16 protein-coding genes are annotated in these 16,784 nt (G+C 67.3%); 8 read left to right on the forward strand and 8 right to left on the reverse strand.

Features of this window, described 5'->3' with window-relative positions:
* Nucleotides 1-85: 85 nt before the first annotated feature.
* The 4 genes from CV023_RS17100 to CV023_RS17115 all read right to left on the reverse strand — a co-directional run bounded on the left by CV023_RS17100 (nt 86) and on the right by CV023_RS17115 (nt 5,978).
* Complete coding sequence (locus CV023_RS17100; protein WP_230748136.1) at nt 86-2,650, reverse strand: ABC transporter permease; 2,565 nt, start codon at nt 2,648-2,650, stop codon at nt 86-88.
* Complete coding sequence (locus CV023_RS17105; protein ID WP_230748138.1) at nt 2,647-3,462, reverse strand: ABC transporter ATP-binding protein; 816 nt, start codon at nt 3,460-3,462, stop codon at nt 2,647-2,649. The genes CV023_RS17100 and CV023_RS17105 overlap by 4 nt, the downstream gene beginning before the upstream one ends.
* 129 nt (nt 3,463-3,591) lie before the next feature.
* The gene (locus CV023_RS17110) at nt 3,592-4,377 is read right to left on the reverse strand and encodes a response regulator transcription factor (RefSeq protein ID WP_230748139.1); all 786 of its coding nucleotides are present in this window, start codon (nt 4,375-4,377) and stop codon (nt 3,592-3,594) included.
* Complete coding sequence (locus CV023_RS17115) at nt 4,374-5,978, reverse strand: sensor histidine kinase (RefSeq protein ID WP_230748141.1); 1,605 nt, start codon at nt 5,976-5,978, stop codon at nt 4,374-4,376. The genes CV023_RS17110 and CV023_RS17115 overlap by 4 nt, the downstream gene beginning before the upstream one ends.
* A gap of 216 nt (nt 5,979-6,194) precedes the next feature.
* Between CV023_RS17115 and CV023_RS17120 the strand changes: the two genes are divergently transcribed.
* Both CV023_RS17120 and crcB read left to right on the forward strand, forming a co-directional pair.
* Nucleotides 6,195-6,674, forward strand: coding sequence for a fluoride efflux transporter FluC (locus tag CV023_RS17120; protein WP_230748144.1), 480 nt, complete (start codon nt 6,195-6,197; stop codon nt 6,672-6,674).
* On the forward strand, nt 6,671-7,048 hold the full coding sequence (gene crcB / locus CV023_RS17125; protein ID WP_230748146.1) for a fluoride efflux transporter CrcB: 378 nt from the start codon (nt 6,671-6,673) through the stop codon (nt 7,046-7,048). Before CV023_RS17120 ends, crcB begins: the two co-directional genes overlap by 4 nt.
* A gap of 75 nt (nt 7,049-7,123) precedes the next feature.
* Here crcB and CV023_RS17130 read toward each other — a convergent pair whose 3' ends face one another.
* The gene (locus tag CV023_RS17130) at nt 7,124-8,647 is read right to left on the reverse strand and encodes an SDR family oxidoreductase (protein WP_230748148.1); all 1,524 of its coding nucleotides are present in this window, start codon (nt 8,645-8,647) and stop codon (nt 7,124-7,126) included.
* Entirely contained in the window at nt 8,644-10,182 is a 1,539-nt protein-coding gene (locus tag CV023_RS17135; RefSeq protein ID WP_230748150.1) for an alpha,alpha-trehalose-phosphate synthase (UDP-forming), read from the reverse strand. Before CV023_RS17135 ends, CV023_RS17130 begins: the two co-directional genes overlap by 4 nt.
* Before the next feature lie 159 nt (nt 10,183-10,341).
* On the opposite strand from CV023_RS17135, the gene CV023_RS18900 reads away from it, so the two are divergent.
* The 5 genes from CV023_RS18900 to CV023_RS17155 all read left to right on the forward strand — a co-directional run bounded on the left by CV023_RS18900 (nt 10,342) and on the right by CV023_RS17155 (nt 14,565).
* The gene (locus CV023_RS18900; protein ID WP_269067505.1) at nt 10,342-10,476 is read left to right on the forward strand and encodes a hypothetical protein; all 135 of its coding nucleotides are present in this window, start codon (nt 10,342-10,344) and stop codon (nt 10,474-10,476) included.
* A gap of 128 nt (nt 10,477-10,604) precedes the next feature.
* Nucleotides 10,605-11,276: a TetR/AcrR family transcriptional regulator gene (locus CV023_RS17140; RefSeq protein WP_230748151.1), complete on the forward strand. Its 672-nt coding sequence runs from the start codon at nt 10,605-10,607 to the stop codon at nt 11,274-11,276.
* A gap of 78 nt (nt 11,277-11,354) precedes the next feature.
* Nucleotides 11,355-12,407, forward strand: coding sequence for an acyl-CoA dehydrogenase family protein (locus CV023_RS17145; protein ID WP_230748153.1), 1,053 nt, complete (start codon nt 11,355-11,357; stop codon nt 12,405-12,407).
* Nucleotides 12,404-13,819: a PIG-L family deacetylase gene (locus tag CV023_RS17150; RefSeq protein ID WP_230748155.1), complete on the forward strand. Its 1,416-nt coding sequence runs from the start codon at nt 12,404-12,406 to the stop codon at nt 13,817-13,819. Before CV023_RS17145 ends, CV023_RS17150 begins: the two co-directional genes overlap by 4 nt.
* Entirely contained in the window at nt 13,816-14,565 is a 750-nt protein-coding gene (locus tag CV023_RS17155) for a glycosyltransferase (RefSeq protein WP_230748156.1), read from the forward strand. The genes CV023_RS17150 and CV023_RS17155 overlap by 4 nt, the downstream gene beginning before the upstream one ends.
* A gap of 60 nt (nt 14,566-14,625) precedes the next feature.
* Here CV023_RS17155 and CV023_RS17160 read toward each other — a convergent pair whose 3' ends face one another.
* The gene (locus tag CV023_RS17160; RefSeq protein ID WP_230748157.1) at nt 14,626-15,702 is read right to left on the reverse strand and encodes an NADH:flavin oxidoreductase/NADH oxidase; all 1,077 of its coding nucleotides are present in this window, start codon (nt 15,700-15,702) and stop codon (nt 14,626-14,628) included.
* Between the two features lie 149 nt (nt 15,703-15,851).
* Between CV023_RS17160 and CV023_RS17165 the strand changes: the two genes are divergently transcribed.
* Nucleotides 15,852-16,196 (forward strand): ArsR/SmtB family transcription factor, encoded by a 345-nt coding sequence (locus tag CV023_RS17165; protein WP_230748158.1) that lies wholly within the window; start codon nt 15,852-15,854, stop codon nt 16,194-16,196.
* Nucleotides 16,197-16,283: 87 nt separating this feature from the next.
* On the opposite strand, the gene CV023_RS17170 is transcribed toward CV023_RS17165, so the two are convergent.
* Nucleotides 16,284-16,745 (reverse strand): DUF3151 domain-containing protein, encoded by a 462-nt coding sequence (locus CV023_RS17170; protein WP_230748163.1) that lies wholly within the window; start codon nt 16,743-16,745, stop codon nt 16,284-16,286.
* Nucleotides 16,746-16,784 lie beyond the last annotated feature (39 nt).

A 16,784-nucleotide genomic window follows, 5' to 3' on the forward strand; every position in this document is an offset into this window, starting at 1 on the left:
GGGAGGCCGAATTCCCTCCCGCCCGACACAGTGCCCGATCGAAGCGCGCGTTCCCGACTGAATCACCAGCCGAGCGCACCCCGCATCACTCCATGCTCATGCCCTTGGCCGGGGCGATCCGGGACATCGCCCGGGCCGGGATCGCCGAGGCGAGCAGGGCGGCCACGAGTGCGGCGAGCGCGATGAGCCCGATCTGGATCGGCGGAACCGAGAGCACCGGGTCTGCCGACTCCGGGGTGATCGACGCCGTTCCCACCCAGCCGAAGAAGGTGCCCACTCCGGCTCCGAAGACGAGGGCGATGACCGTCATCAGCAGGGACTCGATCGTGATCATCCGCGACATCGCCCGGCGTGTGAAGCCCAAGGCCCGCAGCAGGGCCCCTTCCCTGCGCCGGTCGATGACCGAAAGGGTCAGCGTATTGCTGACACCGATCACGGCGATGATCACGGCGGCGGCCAGCAGGCCGAGCACCACGGTCAGCGCCACCTGGAACGTCGAGGCGAACTGGGCGCGCAGCTGCGCCGGCGCCGCATCCGCACTCGCACCGACCCCGTCGAGCTCCGAGCTCAGGGCCTCGATCTGCGAGGTCGAGGCGTCATCGGAGATCTTCACCCAGGTCTGCTCCCCCAGGTCATCCCCTGCGGCCTCGTCGATGCGCTGTGCATCGGCTCCGCTGACCAGCGCCGTCCCCGCGGGGACGTCATAGGATCCGCTGATCTTGAGCTGCAGAGTCGTTCCGCCCACGTCGATGCTCGCGGTTTTGCCGTCGAGTTCGTCGGACGCTCCGTCCACTCCCAGCGCGCTCGGGTCGAGGAGCACGGTCCCCTCGGCCACGTCGTAGCCGTCGCTGCGCAGGACCGGGGAGTCCTCGGCTCCCGCAGCACTCGTGAGACTCAGGTCCCCGGAGGCCTCGCTTCCGTCCACCCGCACCGAGGCGGCCGCGGCGTCCACATCCACCCGGTCCTCGACGATGGGTGAGTCATCAAGCACGGAACTCACATCCCCACTGTTCCCAGATTCGGTACCTGCGCCGCTTGCTCCGCCGGCGACCACCAGGTCGACGGGGGTGTCCTCGGCGGTGGCGAGTTCGAGAGTGCGCTGCAGGCTCGCCGAGCCGACGACGACCGCGGTGACGAGGGTGACGCCGATGAGCAGGGCACCCGTCGTCGAGGCCGTGCGTCCCCCGGCCGAACTGGCAGAACGACCGGCCAGCTTCACCGTGGTCGAGCGTCCGGTGACCAGGGAGACGAGCCGGGCGAGCAGCGCCACCAAGGGCGGAACGAACGCGCGGGCTCCGATGAGCAGGGCCACGAAGAGACCGAAGCAGCCGAGGATGCCGAAGACCACGGACTGACTCGACACCCCGAGCAGACACAGCCCGATCCCGATGGCCCCGAGGACCACAGCGATCGTCATCCGCACCCAGCGCACGCGAGGTGCCGCAGCGGGAACGTCGACTGGTCGCAGCGCCTCGATGGGCGAGACCCGGGAGGCACGGATCGCGGGGATGAGACCGGCGACGACGGTGACGACGATGCCGACCGCCGGGCCCACGATCAGAGCCGCCGGAGACAGGGACATCTGCGCGAACTCGGGCATCCAGAACGCCCGCGCCGCGGCGGCGAGTCCCCAGCCGAGGAGGAGGCCGAGGCCCACACCGATGGCGGATCCGGCCACGCCGAGTCCGAGGCTCTCGAGCACCGAGGCTCCGCGCACCTGAGTCCGTGATGCTCCGACCGCACGGAACAGGGCGAGGATTCTGGTGCGGGATGCGACGAGCACATTGAAGGTGTTCGAGATGACGAGGGCAGCGACTCCTGCGGCCAGCAGGCCGAAGGCGATGCCGACGGTCGAGAGCATGTCGGAGGCTCCGGACAGCTGCTTGAGCTGATCGGCGACGACCTGGTCGACGGTTCTGACCGTCACCGCCCCCGCGGAATCCGAGATTTCGAGTGCGTCATCGACCGCCTCGGCGAGGTGGGCACGGTCGGTCCCATCGGCGGCGACGATGCGGATCGCCTCGGGCGTGAGTTCGGTCGGCGCCTTAGCCAGCCCCGACTCGGTGAGGTAGAGGGTCAGCCCGGAGGACGAGGAGCCGGGCATGATGCCCGAGACCGTGAACGTGGGCCCGTCTGCGCCCGGGTCGCCTGGGCCGGTGAATTCGGCGAGGCTGACCTCGTCACCGACGTCGACCCCGAGGGTCTGGGCATCGGCTTCGCGGAGCATGAGCTCATCGCCGCCCTGCGGGGGTGCACCGGACTCGGTCTCGTCCTGCCCCTGGGGGACGGAGCTCACGGAGGCGGACACGGACGTCGACCCGGCGGTCAGGGATACGAAACCGGACTGGATCAGTTGGGCGCTCTCGACGCCGTCGACCTCGGCGGCCGTGTCTCGCATGGATTCGGTCAGGCCGGCAGTCTCGTCGTCCGTGCCTGAGGCGGCCGCGACGGAGTCGGTGGGTTCTTCGGCGGTGACGGCGACATCGGCGCCGGCCCATTCGGCGCGGACCTGATTGCGCAGGGTGTCGCCGAAGGCCTGTGAGAAGAGGAGGGCCGCGACGATGAAGGCCACGGACACGGCGATCGCGATCATCGCCGCGCTCAGTCGCCCCGAGGCGCTGCGCAGGTTCGACCAGGCGATGCGGTTCATCGGGCACCCCCTGCGGAGGTCAGGCGCATGAGCGAGGAGGCGACGGTCTCGGGGTCCGGGTGGGCGAGCTCCCCGGCCAGACGTCCGTCGGCGAGGAGCACGACCCGGTCGGCCCGGGCGGCCGCACGGGGATCGTGGGTGACCATGACGACGGTCTGGCCGAGTTCGTCGACCGAGGAGCGGAGGATGCCCAGCACTTCCTCGCCGGAGTTCGAATCGAGGTTGCCGGTGGGCTCATCGGCGACGAGCACGTCGGGTTGGGAGACGAGTGCCCGGGCGACGGCGACCCTCTGCTGCTGCCCGCCGGAGAGTTCGTGGGGGCGGTGGCGGAGTCGGTCGCGCAGACCCAGCAGGTCGACCATGCGCTCGAAGACGCGGCGGTCGGGTTTCTTCCCCGACAGCTGCGAGGGCAGCAGGATGTTCTCCTCGGCGTTCATCGCGGGCACGAGGTTGAACGACTGGAAGACGAATCCGATCCGGTCGCGGCGCAGCGCGGTGAGCTTGCGATCGTTGAGCCGAGAGATCGCCGTCTGCCCGATGAAGACCTCCCCCGAGTCCGGGGTGTCGAGGCCGGCGAGCATGTTGAGCAACGTCGATTTGCCCGATCCGGAGGGCCCCATGATCGCGGTGAAGCGTTCGGCTTCGATGTCGAGGCTGAGATCGTCGAGCGGCCTGACCATCGCATCGCCGTCGCCGTAGGTCTTGCGCAGTCCGATGGCTTGGATGGCCAGCCTCGGCGCCGGAGCGGAGTCCGGGGAGGGGGCGAAGGTCGGGTACGGGTGGGGGTCGGTGTGCGTCGCTGATGAGTTCATGACTCCAGCTTCGTCGCCGACCCCACCCGACCACATCGGACCTCAGGATGGTCTTCACCGGTCCCGCCGAGGTGGTCGTGGCCCGGCTGTCATACCTGAGGATGATGGGCGTCCGTCCCGGTGAGGAGCTCAGCGTCCGGGTTCGACGAGTCCGGCTTCGTAGGCGAGGACGACGGCCTGCACGCGGTCGCGGGCCTCGAGCTTCATGAGGATGCGTCCGACGTGGGTCTTCACGGTCGGTTGGGCGAGGTAGAGCCGCTCGCCGATCTCGGTGTTGCTCAGACCTGTGGCGATGAGGACGAGGACTTCCCGTTCCCGCGGGGTCAGGGACTCGAGCCTGCGGGCATCGGCATCATCGAGTCGGCTGGGTGTGGGCTCACTGACCTGGGATGATGTCGCCGAGGCGCGGTCTGGCCCGGGACCGTCCCCGACGCCGAGGCGGGGCAGGAGCTGGTTGTCGAGCAGCCGTCGGGTGGTGGTGGGGGCGATGACCGCTCCGCCGTCGACGACGGTGCGGATCGAGTCGAGGAGCACCTCGGGCAGGGTGTCCTTGAGGAGAAAGCCGGAGGCACCGGCCCGCAGTGCCCGCAGGGCGTATTCGTCATCGTCGAAGGTGGTCAGCACGATGATCTTCGGGGTCCGGATCTGTCCCTCGTCGGCGAGGGCTAGGATCTCCTCGGTGGCGGCGATACCGTCGATGCGGGGCATGCGGACGTCCATGAGCACGACGTCCGGCAGCTCCTGTCGGACGATGTCGAGGCCTGCGGCGCCGTCGCTCGCCTGTCCGACGACGCTGAGATCGGCCTGGGAGTCGATGACCATGGCGAAGCCCGCCCGCACGAGAGCCTGATCGTCGACGAGCACGACGCGCAGAAGCCCGGAGACCGGACCCTCAGTCTTCGCATCCGTGCTCATCGGCTGGTCTCCTCGGTCGCGGTGGTTCGGGCCTGCTCGGGCTCAGGTGCGTCGAGCTCGGCGGTCGCGGGGGCCGATTCCAGCGCTGCCGACGAGGCGGTCACCTCGGCGCGGGACAGCGGCAGCCTGGCCTCGACGAGGAATCCCGTCATCGATCCGAAGGCGCTGCCGGGAACCGCACCGGAGGAGAATCCGGGCTTGCCGGTGCCGCGACGGCCCGCACCGCTGGGCCCATCGGACCCGTCGCTGATGCCCGTCGAGCGAATCGGCCGGGCGGTGAGCGTACCGCCGTAGAGTGCGGCGCGTTCCTGCATGCCGAGGATGCCGTGTCCGCGGCCGCGCGTGACATCGTCACCGTCCGCGACGGTGTCCGCACCCGTGCCAACCGCAGCACGACCGGCGCCGGAACCAGTTGCACGGCCGGTGCCGAAACCAGCCGAAAGCCCGGTGCCGTTGTCGCTGATCCTGGTCACGAGCTCCTGGCCGTCGATCTGCAGCTCGACATGCGCCCGGGCACCGCCTCCGGCGTGTTTGAGGACATTGGTCAGCGCCTCCTGAACGATGCGGTAGACGGCGAGCGAAGCACCATCGGGCAGTCGCCCCCGATCGAAGCCTCCGACGCCGGCCACCGAGACCGGCAGCCCCGCAGAGCGCACATCGGCGATGAGCGAGTCGATATCGGCGATACCCGGCAGCGGTGCGGAGGGCCGGTCCTCCTCGCCCTCGGCGCGGAGGAACCCGAGCAGCGACCTTGTCTGCGCCAGCGCATCACGCCCGGTGTGGGCGATGGTCTCGAGCACACCCGCCGCGGCCGCCGGATCGGTCTTCGCGGCGTAGCGTCCGCCGTCAGCCTGGGCGATGACGACGGAGAGCGAATGGGCGATGACATCGTGCATCTCGCGGGCGATGCGCATGCGCTCGGCGTCGGCGGCCAGTCGCGTCTCGGATTCGCGCTCTCGTTCGAGCAGGCGGTTGCGCTCCCAGACTCCTTCGATCTCACGCCGGCGACGGTACCCGGCACCGCCCCACAGCCAGGCTATGAGGACGATCGCCGCACACAGTGCCACGACAGTGGCCAGCAGCGCGTACTCCCCGGCTTCGAGGGGCCGCGGGTTCGGCCCGATCGTTGCCTGCAGAGAGATGAGATAGAGCCATCCGCCGAGGAACAATGCCCCGAGCAGACCGAGACCGAGAACGATCCGACCGTGGTTGCGAGTCCCCCACGCGGTCGTCGAATACACGGTGAGCGGCACGGCGATGATTCCCAGGGTCGGCCCGATCATCGTGACCACCGCGAGCAGGCAGCCGAGCGCGATGAGCGAGGAGCTCAGCAGCGGCCGGGTGCGCCGCAGGGCCAAGGGAACTGTCTGGAGCAGGGCGATGGCGATCTGGATGGGCTCGGGCACGAGTGCGAGTTCGCTTCTCTCGGCCTGAGCGGTCGCGGTGAGGACGGCGAAGAAAGTGACCGGCAGGGCCCACAGCAGGGAGTCGAGGATCCAGGGTCGGGCGGCGAGGAAGCGACGGGCCCGGTCGATTCGGTCGGGTGCCCACTGCTGAGGTGCGGGCAGGCCGGCTGTGTTCCCGGACTCTCGATTGCTCATGGAGAACATGGTAGTTCGGAGCCGAAAAGGCACGCATCATCCCCAGGGATGACTGCTGTGGCACAATGGCAGTGACGCGGATGCGTCAAGGCGGTGGGGCTCGCCGTACCCAACCTCGGTTCTCCGACAACAGTCCCTACCTCGGCCGGCCGAAGTATGCCCGAAAGGTAGGAGACCCATGGACCACTCCCCCACTCTGGCCGAGGGAGGCCAGGAGTGAACCGGCCGAGCCATCTGCGCCTCTCCTACCTCGGTCTCGCATTGCTGGGAGGAACCTTCGGCACCACCGCCCGCGAGGCGCTGACCTTGATCGTCCCGCCGATCAGTGGAATCCCGGTGGCGATCTTCGCGATCAACATCCTCGGCGCCTTCTGCCTCGGACTGCTCCTCGACGCCCTCGCCCGGCGCGGTCCCGACGAAGGCCTGAGACGGACGGCGCGGATCCTGCTCGGCACCGGGTTCATGGGCGGATTCACCACCTACAGTGCACTCGCCGTCGACACGGCGGCCCTCCTCGGTGAGGGTGCCGTGGGCACCGGGCTGGGATACGGGCTGCTCACCGTGCTCATCGGCGCGGCCGCCACCTGGGCGGGGATCGCGGTGGCCACGCTGACGCATCGCAGCGGCTCCGCCGTGCCGCCGCAGAGGGATGCGGACCTCGCCGAGTCCGATACCCGGAGCGGAGGTGCCAGGTGACTCCGCTGATCTTCATCGGACTCGCCGTGGCCGGCGGATTCGGGGCCGCTGCGCGGATGCTCCTCGACGGGCTCATCAAGTCCCGGATCGCGGGACCGACCCCGTGGGGGACGATCATCATCAACGTCTCTGGTTCGCTCGTACTCGGATTCCTCACCGGGCTCGCCGCGGGACAGATTCTGCCGCAGGCCTGGCTTCTCGTCGTCGGCACCGGATTCCTCGGCGGCTATACGACGTTCTCAACCGCCAGCGTCGAAACGGTGCGTCTGCTCCAGGAGCGCAAGTGGCTCATCGGCCTCGGCAATGGGCTGGGGACCCTCGTCATCGCGACCGGCGCGGCGGGGCTGGGACTGTGGATCGCCGGACTCGTCTGACCCCGAGGCCGGGCCTCGCCCTGAGCCTCACCCCAAGCCTCACCCAAGTCGGTGGGCCCACCCAGGACCGGAGGCTCAGCGCCGGCGGCGGTTCTTCCGGGCGGCCTTCTCGATGTTCTTCGCCATCGCGGGGAAGATGAGGCGGTGGAAGGGTGAGACGAAGGCCCAGTAGAGTCGGCCGCGAATGCCGCGGGGGATGAAGATCGCCCGCTGGCGGTAGTCGACGCCGTCCGCGGTCTCGTCGATGGTGAATTCGAGCCAGGCTTCCCCGGAGACCTTCATCTCCGCGTGGAGAAGCAGCTGGGAGTGCGGCTCGACGATCTCGGCCCGCCACCAGTCGACGGGGTCTCCGACGCGCAGAGACTCAGGCAGTCTGCGGCCGCGGTTGAGTCCGGCTCCGCCGACGACCTTGTCCCAGACTCCACGGACCTTCCAGGCGATCGGCAGAGAGTACCAGCCGTTGTCCCCACCGATGCCGACGATCACCTGCCACAGGTCCTCGGCAGCGATGCCGGTGAAACGGTATCGCCTGTCGTCGCTGAACACACGGCGACCGGCCCAATGCGGATCGTTCGGCAGAGGCTTGGCGGACTGCGCCAACAGACCCGAGTCGGCATCCCAGTTCGTGTCGACGGCGCCTTCGGTCTCTCGCTGCAGTGCCAGGCGCACGGACTGCTCATAGGTGAGCAGACCGGTCTCGGGCACGGAGATGATCGCGTCGACCTCGGCATCGTCGGTGACGGCGTCCTCCTGCAGGGACTGCACGAGCGGCAGGGTCAGCGAGAATGGCAGCGGGGTGACGAGTCCGACCCAGATGCCCGAGAGCGTGGGGGCCGGCAGGGGCACGGCGATGACGTGGCGGGGTTTGAGCCCGGCGATTCGTGCGAAGGCCCGCATCACCTCGGCGTAGGTGAGGACGTCGCGCGAACCGATGTCGAAGGTGCCGTTGACGTGGTCCTCGACGTCGACGGCGGAGAGCAGATAGTAGAGCACATCGCGGACCGAGAGCGGTTCGACCCGGTTCGACACCCAGTTCGGGGCAGGCATCCACCTCAGGGTCGTGGCCAGGTGTCGGATCATCTCGAATGAAGCCGATCCCGATCCGATGATGATGCCGGCTTGGAAGATGATGGCCTCGACCGTCGAGTCGAGGAAGATCCGGCCGACCGCTGCTCGTGAGCGCATGTGCTTCGACAGGGAGTCCTTGTCCGGGTGGAGCCCGCCGAGGTAGATGATGCGTTGGACGCCTGCGGCTTCTGCGGCTTCGATCGCTCGGGAGGCGGATCGGGATTCGCGAATCTCGAAGTCACCGCCGGAGCCCATCGAGTGGACCAGATAGTGCACAACGTCGATGCCGACCATCGCGTCGGCCAGACCTTCGCCGGTCTCGAGGTCGATAGTGCGGACGTCGACATCGTCGACCCAGGGAACACCGCGCAGCTTCTCGGGCGACCGCACACCCACGCGCACTTCGTGGCCGGCCTGGAGAAGCCTGGGGACGAGCCGACCGCCGATGTAGCCGGTGGCTCCCAGGACGAGGATTCGGCGTGGGCTCGGGCTGTGGCGGATGGTCTCCTCGTGCGGGTTCGGCTCGGTCACTGCGCCTCCTGACTCATGGCGGTCTCAAGAGAGCCGCCGTCTGTCGTACCGGTGGATTCGGAACGATCATAACGCCGGGTTTCGAGGTCGGTGAGGAAATCGTACGCCCATACATGGACATCGTGGCCGGCGACGACCTCGGCCATCGCGTCCATACGTCTCCGGGCGAGCGATTCGTCCGTGGTCGCGGCGTTCGCGATCGCTGCCTTCAGCCCGGCCCGATCGTGCGGGTTGACCAGGTGAGCGCCGGTGAGCTCATCGGCGGCACCGGCGAACTCGGAGAGCACGAGTGCTCCACCGCGTCCGCGCCGGGCGACGACGAATTCCTTGGCCACGAGGTTCATGCCGTCCCGCAGCGAGGTCACCAGCAGAATGTCGGCGGCCAGGTACAGGGCGATCGTCGAGGCGAGAGAGTAGGACCGGTGGAGATAGTGGACGACCGTGCTGCCCGGTGCCGCGAACTTCCCATTGATCCGACCCACCTGATGCTCGACGTCGTCGCGCAGCTCCCGGTAGGCCGGCACCCCCTCCCGGCTCGGCACGGCGACCTGCACCAGTCGTGTGCTCAACGGGTCGAGCACACCCTCATCGAGCAGCTCCTCGTAGGCGAAGAGACGTTCGAGGATCCCCTTCGTGTGATCGAGGCGATCCACGCCGAGGAGGAGCGTCGTCGGTGATCCGAGATCCTCGCGAACGGAGCACGCCTCGGCCGCGACCTCCTCGGACCGGGCCGCGGCAGACACCGCCACGGCATCGATGGAGATCGGATAGCACCGAATCCTCGGCGCGGTCATCGCTGACGAGGAGCCGGTGCCGGTCGCCTGCGGCACGACTTCGATCGCGGAGGGGTCGGTTTCGGCGGTCAAGGGCGATGTTTCGGTTCGCGCGGGAAGCGCGGTGCTCCGGGATGGTGCGAGTCGGTCGAGCGCGGCGGTGAAGTTGACGACGTCGGAGGCGCGCTGGAAGCCGATGACATCCGCGCCGAGGAGGCCCTTGAGGATGTCGTCGCGCCAGGGCAGCTGGGAGAACAGTCCGAGCGAGGGAAAGGGGATGTGGTTGAAGAAGCCGATCGAGAGATCGGGGCGCTGCTCGCGGACGAGGCGCGGAACCAGCTGCAGTTGGAAGTCGTGGATCCACACGGTTGCGTCGGTGGCCGCGGTGGTCACGACCGCCTCGGCGAATCGCTCGTTGATCTGCCGGTACGAGTCCCACCACGGACGTCGGAACTGCGGGGCCACCACCTGATCGTGATAGAGCGGCCAGATCGTGGCATTGCAGCACCCCTCGTAGTAGCTGCCGAACTCTTCGGAGCTCAGTGCCACCGGCACCAAGGACATGCCCCCGGCTTCGAAGGGGGCGAAGGCCTCGTCACAGCTGCCCGACCATCCTATCCACGCACCCCCACGCTGCCGGACCACCGGGGCGAGCGCAGTGACGAGTCCGCCCGGGGACGTGTGCCATGAATCGCCGCACCGGTCGACGGGCAGACGATTGGCAACGACGACGAACGAATGTCGGCCATCCTCTCCGGACATCGGGAACCTCCTCGTTGTGGAGCGAATGCGAGATCGCACTCGACGTGATGTTTACACAGTAAACTGGTCGAATTTAACGCTATCACATGCCGATGGCCACAACTTGATTGTCAGCTGAATCCGCAACTGATAAGATCGATTACGTTGTAAACTCCTTAAATGACAGTAGCGCATGTTCCGGTGACCGTTGTTCTCGGCAGCTCCGCGTTCACTTACGCAGAAGGGCATCACTGCATGGGTCTCATCCCCAACCTCAGCCTCGGCTTTACCGTCGGCCACACGCATCCTGCATAGGCCCGACCCCATCGTCTGACTGACGGCAGCGAACCGAATCTGCTCCCCCGACGGACGATTCACTACGATGGGGTCAGAGATATCTGCAGCATGCGAGCGTCTGCCGATCAGAATCGTGAGGGGATTTCATGGCACGGGGGCACCTGAACCGACGAGACATCGTTCTGGCAGCGATTGCCTACATCGACACATACGGAGTCCAGGCATTGACGATGAGACGCCTGGGCTCTTCGCTCGGAGTGGAGGCAATGGCCCTGTATCGGCACGTTCCCGGTCGGGAAGAACTCATTTCTGCAGCAGTCAGCGAACTCATCGACGACCTCTTCGACGACGATCTCATGCAGGAGACGCCAACGTCGTGGGAGGGCTACCTCCAGTCCGTCGCCAATGCCACCCGGAAGCTTGCGCTCGGTCACCCACGGATATTTCCCCTGATGATCACCCAACCGCCTGAGGCTCCCTGGCTGCGGCCGCCGTTGCGCAGCATCCGGTGGGTCGATCACTTCCTGTCCTCCCTCAAGAGCTACGGCTTCACCGACTCCCACGCCGTCGACGCCTACAAGGCCTTCACCAGTTTTCTGCTCGGCAACCTGCTCCTCCAGGTCTCGGCACTCGGCGTCAACGCGGTGCCTGTGTCCGAGGGCGAGGGCGACCACCATGGCGATGAGATCGAAGACCTCGACGACTATCCGATCGTCAAGCAGCTCCGGGGCAGACTCTCTGCAGATCATTCCGATCGCGAGTTCGATGACGGACTCGACGATCTCATCGAACGTCTGCGGACCGCGATGAACACTTAACCTGCAGCCAGGAGTCCCAACGTCGTCGGCTCCCGGTTCCGAACACTACTCATTCGTCTCCCAGAAGGATGTGCCACCTTGCCAACGACCGTCGCTCACCTCGTCGACACACCGCTGACTCCCTGGCTGGTCGGTCCCGACGAGCAGGATGACGAGTTGAGTACCCTCGTCAGGGGTGACGCCGACGCACCGAAGACGATCATCGCTCTGCAGCGATTCTTCGAGCTGAGCGGCCGTTCCACACAGCGTCATCAGTGGGAATCCCTGGTGCGGGTCGCCTCGCTCGATCTTGCCGTCGCGCGCATGCTCGAACCCCACGTCGACGCGCTCGGCATCCTCGCCGAGGCCGGGATACAGGCCCCGGATCCGCACTCGACCTGGGGTGTGTACGCAGCAGAGGCACCCGGAAAGCAGCTCGCGATCACCGAGGGCAACGGCGGCATTCTCATCGACGGGGAGAAGGCCTGGTGCTCCCTGGCCGCGGAACTCAGCCACGCCATCGTCACCGTGCGCCACGGCGAATCTGCGCAGGCGGTCGCCGTGCGACTCGATCATCCGGGTGTTCGCCCGGAACCGGCCGCGTGGCCGAGTCTGGGGCTGCGTGAGATTCCGAGCTCAGGTGTGGTCTTCGACCAGGTACCTGCCGAGGCGGTCGGTCCTCCTGGCTGGTATCTGGAGCGGCCGTCCTTCGCCTGGGGTGGGATACGTGTCGCCGCCTGCTGGTTCGGAGGGGCGCTGGCACTGGCGAGAGGAGCCGCGCGCCGGCAGTTGGCTCGCAGTGGTCCGACGCCGCTGGGCGATATGGCACTGGGCTGTCTCGACGCGGAGATCTTCACCGTCCGGAGCATCCTCTCTCACGCCGCTGCCGCCGCAGACAGCTCCGCCGACACTGGCGATTACACACGGGCGCAGGCCTGGACTCTGGCTCTGCGCGTCCGCAATGTCGTCTATCGCAGCTGTCAGCGCATCCAGCAGCAGAGCCGGGAGCTCGCCGGTCCGGCGGCGCTGACCGGTGACGCCTCATTCGCGAAAGCTGATGCCGATCTCACCGTCTACCTCAGCCAGCACCACGGTCCGCGAGACGAAGAGTCTTTGGGCGCAGATATCGCCGAAGAGGCCGCCCGCCGATGAGCTTCGACCACCTGGATGCGGGCACCCCGGAAGACGCTTGGCGTCAGGCCGGAGTCCTCGACCTGCCCCTGGTGTCAGCAGACATCGTCGCCGGTAAGGGCACCGTCCTCATCCTTGCCGCCCATCCCGACGACGAAGCGCTGGGTGCCGCAGCCGTCGTGGCCTCGGCCCGCGACCGGGAGACAGATGTCTCCGTCCTACTCTTCACCGCCGGAGAGAAGTCGCATCCGCACTCCTCGACGCATTCGACCAAGCAGCTCGGGCGGATCCGTCTCCAAGAGTTCGATTCCGCGTTGAGTTTGCTCAACCCGGCGGCGACGAGCCGCTGCCTCGAGTTCCCGGATACCGAACTGCCCGTCCACTCCGAGCAGGTGCTCAACGAAGTTCTCGCCGAGATTGCGGCCTCGCGCCGTCCGGTCACCATCGTCGCTCCGTTTCATAACGACGGGCATGGCGATCACGACACCCTCGGCAGCGCCGCATTGGAAGCCGGACGGCGCAGCGGATCCCTCGTACTCGAGTATCCGATCTGGTATTGGCATTGGGCCACAACCGACGATGCGCGGTGGCGGCAGTGGACGTTTCTGCCCGATCCCGCCGGGCTCGACCGGCACGAGGTCTGCGAGCACTATCGCTCGCAGACGCAACCGCTCTCGGACCATCCAGGCGACGAGCCGGTGCTCGATGCGGGGCACCTCGACCATCACCAGCGGGGCGGAGACATCCTCGCGGTCACTGACTTCAGAGTAGCCTCGGCGAGTGGGGACGCGGATGGGGTCGATCGTTCGACGGAGACTGCCCCCAACGATGCCCGGACGGCCGCCGCTGTCTTCGATGCCGTCCATGCCGACCGGGACGATCCGTGGTCGGTCACCGACTCTGCATACGAGCGCGCCAAACGCGACATGCTCCTGGGTCATCTGCCGCAGGATCACTACTCCCACGTCCTCGAGCTCGGGTGTTCGATCGGCGTTCTCAGCCGCAAGCTGGCGGAGCACGCTCGCTGGGTCACTGCGGTCGATGCGAGCCGGAAGGCCTTGGACCGCGCAGGGCAGCAGGTGCCGGAGGGGTCGGGCATCCGCTTCGTCCACGGCACGATCCCCTTCGAGTGGCCGGCGGGCAGCTTCGACTGCGTCGTGCTCTCGGAGACGGGATTCTATCTCTCCCGGCATCAGCTGCACCGGACTCTGCAGCGTATCGACGCCTGCACCGCGCCGCGTTTCACCCTGGTCCTCTGTCACCTGCGGGGCGAGATCGAGGACTGGCCGCTCGACGCAGATGAGGTCCATGACAGCTGCCTGAGCTTCTGGCCGCATCGGCGCATCGAATTCCATCACGATGCCCGGTATCGCCTCGACATCGTCACGGTCACGAAGACCTCGGAGCCCGACGAATCGATCGGTGACTGGTGATCGGGGAGATCGCGGTCATCGTCCCCGCGCGTGACGAAGAGGACGAAATCATCGGCTGCATTGAGGCCATCCTGGCCTCCTTCGCCCGCCTGGAGGACTGCGCACGCCGCATCCGGCAGAGAGTGATCGTGGTCGCGGATGCCTGCACCGATTCCACTGCGGAGGCGGTCGCCGGGTTGGCAGCGGTGCACCCGTCCATCGAGCTGCTCAGCACCACGTTCGCCAATGTCGGCAGGGCTCGCAATGCCGCCGGTGACCACGTCCTCTCATCGATTGGCAGGCAGGTGCCCTCCGACCAGGTGGCAACTGCTCCGGAGGAAGTCTGGCTGGCGTTCACCGATGCCGACAGCAGAGTTCCTGAGCACTGGATCTCTACCCATCTCGAGCACGCCGAGGCGGATGCCGACTGCCTGGTCGGCACCGTTGCCCCGCGGGTCGGGACCGGGCCCGCGGACCTCCTCGCCCGGTGGCATGACGCGCACGAGCTCCGCGATGACCATCCCTATGTCTTCGGGGCGAATCTGGGTCTGCGCGGATCCCTCTTCACAAGGATCGGAGGCGTCCCACCGCTGGCCTGCGGTGAGGATGCCGCGATCGTCACTGCGGTGCTCGAGGCCGGCGGTCAGGTACGTCGGACCGATGCCGGTCGAGTGCTCACCTCGGCGAGGCTGACCAGCCGCACGACGCGCGGTTTCAGCGCCTACCTGCAGAGACTGGTGGAGCCCACCGACGCCGGCATCGGCTGACGCTGGGCCGATGCCGTCGCCGGCCCACAGTGAGACGACTCCAGCACCGGCCCCGCAGGCCTACTTGTAGGCCCGCTGGTACTGCGCCGGGGTGTAGTCGATCTCGTGACGAAGGGCCGCTGCAGCGCGGATGGCGAAGTTCGGATCGCGCAGGGATTCGCGGCCTAGGAGAACGACATCGGCCTGGCCCGTCGCCAGGATGTGCTCGGCTTGGAAGGGCTCGGTGATCAGCCCGACGGCGGCGGTCGGAATGTCGGCGCGCTCGCGGATTCCGGCGGAGAAATTCGTCTGGTAGCCAGGACCGACCGGGATCTGAGCCAGAACGTTGCCGCCGGTGGAGACGTCGACGAGGTCGACGCCATGGGCCTTCAGCCATACGGACAGTTCCGCCGTCTCGGACAGACTCAGACCATCGTCCGTCCAGTCCGTTGCGGAGAGCCGCACGAGCACGGGCACGCTCTCACCGACCTCGGCGCGAGTGGCATCGACGACCTCAAGGAGGAAGCGTGACCGGTTCTCCAGGGTGCCTCCGTAGGCGTCGGTGCGGGTGTTGCTCAGAGGCGAGAGGAATTCGTGGAGTAGATAGCCGTGTGCGGCGTGGATCTCCACGAAGTCGAACCCGGCCTGGATCGACCTGCGCGTCGAGGCGGCGAAGGCGGCCACGATCTCGGCGATCTCCGCTTCGGTGAGCTCACGCGGAGCTTCCAGCCCGGGGAAGGCCTGTGCTGAGGGAGCCACGGTCCGCCAACCGCCCTCACCTTCTGGCAGGCTGCCCTCGTGCTCGGTGCCCCATTCGGGATAGGTCGAGGCCTTGCGGCCGGCATGGGCGAGCTGGATTCCTGCCGCAGCCCCCTGGGAGTGCATGAAATCGACGACCGGAATGAGAGCGTCGCGCTGTTCGTCATTCCACAGGCCGAGGTCCTGGGCGGAGATACGAGCCTCCGGCGTGACACCGGTGGCTTCGACGATGATCGCACCGGCGCCGCCTCTGGCGAGCCCACCGTAGTGGACGACGTGCCATGGGGTCGCCGTACCGTCCTGGTGTTCGGCCGAATACTGGCACATCGGCGGCACCCAGATCCGGTTGCGGAATGTCACGCCTCGCAGGGTGAGCGGCTCGAACAGCAAATGGGACATAAGACCCCTCGGTCGTCGGTGGTGGTCTCGAGCCGCACATGGCTGACCCGATCCCAAGTACGGGTATTCTCGTACTTCGATATTTACCGTACTACCAAAAGCCCCGTATAATCAAAAGTCCGTGAACGCGCATGACGAAGGGGTGAACGATGCGGACTCTCAAGCATCCTGAGCGAGCGGACATGCGGCTCGACACCGTGCTCGCCGCGCTTGCCGACCCGATTCGTCGGCATATCGCCTGCCGCCTGAATGAGAACCACCACGACCATGCCTGCGTGACATTCGAGCTTCCGGTATCCAAGTCGACGGCGACCTATCACTTTCGGACGCTGCGCGAGGCCGGCGTCATCCGCCAGGAGTATCAGGGCACGTCGATCATGAACTCACTGCGCAAGGAGGATCTCGACGCTCGCTTCCCGGGACTCCTCGATGCCGTTTTCGCCGCCCAACGCATCGAGGGCGGGACGGCCGTGAATACCCCGGCCGCGGGTTAGACAAAAGCGCCGCCGACGCCTTGGCAGTCAAGGCATCGGCGGCGAACAAGCTCCCGGATTCGTAAGCGCGGGCGGTGGGCGGCGGCTCTACTCCCCCGCGCCGATCGCGTCGAGCGCGACCGGATCGGAGGACCGCAGGAAGTCTTCGATGCGTGCGGCCTCTTCGCCTTCTCCTATCGCCCCAGAAGCCCGACCGAGGGCATAGAGGGCGCGGAGGAATCCGCGGTTGGTCTCGTGCGACCACGGGATCGGTCCGGCGCCGCGCCATCCGGCGGCGCGCAGGGCGTCGAGTCCGCGGTGGTAGCCGACGCGAGCATAGGCGTAGGAGTCGACGAGGCGGCCCTCCTGGTGCGCCTCATTCGCGAGGATCGCCCAGGCCAGGGAGGAGGCCGGCAGCGCGGCGGCGACGTCGAGTGCTTCCTCGCCCGCATCGAGGCGAGTCTTCGCCTCGACATCCGGGTGGTCGTCCGGCAGGTAGGTCGGTTGCGGGCCGAGCTGTCCGGCGTCGAGGTTGCCGATGTGCGATGGGTTGCCGATGGGCTGTGTCATGGCGTCTCCTTCTCTGTTTGTCTGGTCAGTCCGACGTGT

The organism is Brevibacterium sp. CCUG 69071, assembly GCF_021023135.1.
Lineage (GTDB): Bacteria > Actinomycetota > Actinomycetes > Actinomycetales > Brevibacteriaceae > Brevibacterium.

Bases quoted from the DNA above. Each gene is read 5' to 3' on its own strand.
- CV023_RS17135 (WP_230748150.1), bottom strand. From the start codon at position 10,182: ATGTCCGGAGAGGATGGCCGACATTCGTTCGTCGTCGTTGCCAATCGT.
- CV023_RS17140 (WP_230748151.1), top strand. From the start codon at position 10,605: ATGGCACGGGGGCACCTGAACCGACGAGACATCGTTCTGGCAGCGATT.
- CV023_RS17150 (WP_230748155.1), top strand. From the start codon at position 12,404: ATGAGCTTCGACCACCTGGATGCGGGCACCCCGGAAGACGCTTGGCGT.
- CV023_RS17100 (WP_230748136.1), bottom strand. From the start codon at position 2,650: ATGAACCGCATCGCCTGGTCGAACCTGCGCAGCGCCTCGGGGCGACTG.
- CV023_RS17160 (WP_230748157.1), bottom strand. From the start codon at position 15,702: ATGTCCCATTTGCTGTTCGAGCCGCTCACCCTGCGAGGCGTGACATTC.
- CV023_RS17170 (WP_230748163.1), bottom strand. From the start codon at position 16,745: ATGACACAGCCCATCGGCAACCCATCGCACATCGGCAACCTCGACGCC.
- CV023_RS17165 (WP_230748158.1), top strand. From the start codon at position 15,852: ATGCGGACTCTCAAGCATCCTGAGCGAGCGGACATGCGGCTCGACACC.
- CV023_RS17110 (WP_230748139.1), bottom strand. From the start codon at position 4,377: ATGAGCACGGATGCGAAGACTGAGGGTCCGGTCTCCGGGCTTCTGCGC.
- CV023_RS17105 (WP_230748138.1), bottom strand. From the start codon at position 3,462: ATGAACTCATCAGCGACGCACACCGACCCCCACCCGTACCCGACCTTC.
- CV023_RS17115 (WP_230748141.1), bottom strand. From the start codon at position 5,978: ATGAGCAATCGAGAGTCCGGGAACACAGCCGGCCTGCCCGCACCTCAG.
- CV023_RS18900 (WP_269067505.1), top strand. From the start codon at position 10,342: ATGACAGTAGCGCATGTTCCGGTGACCGTTGTTCTCGGCAGCTCCGCG.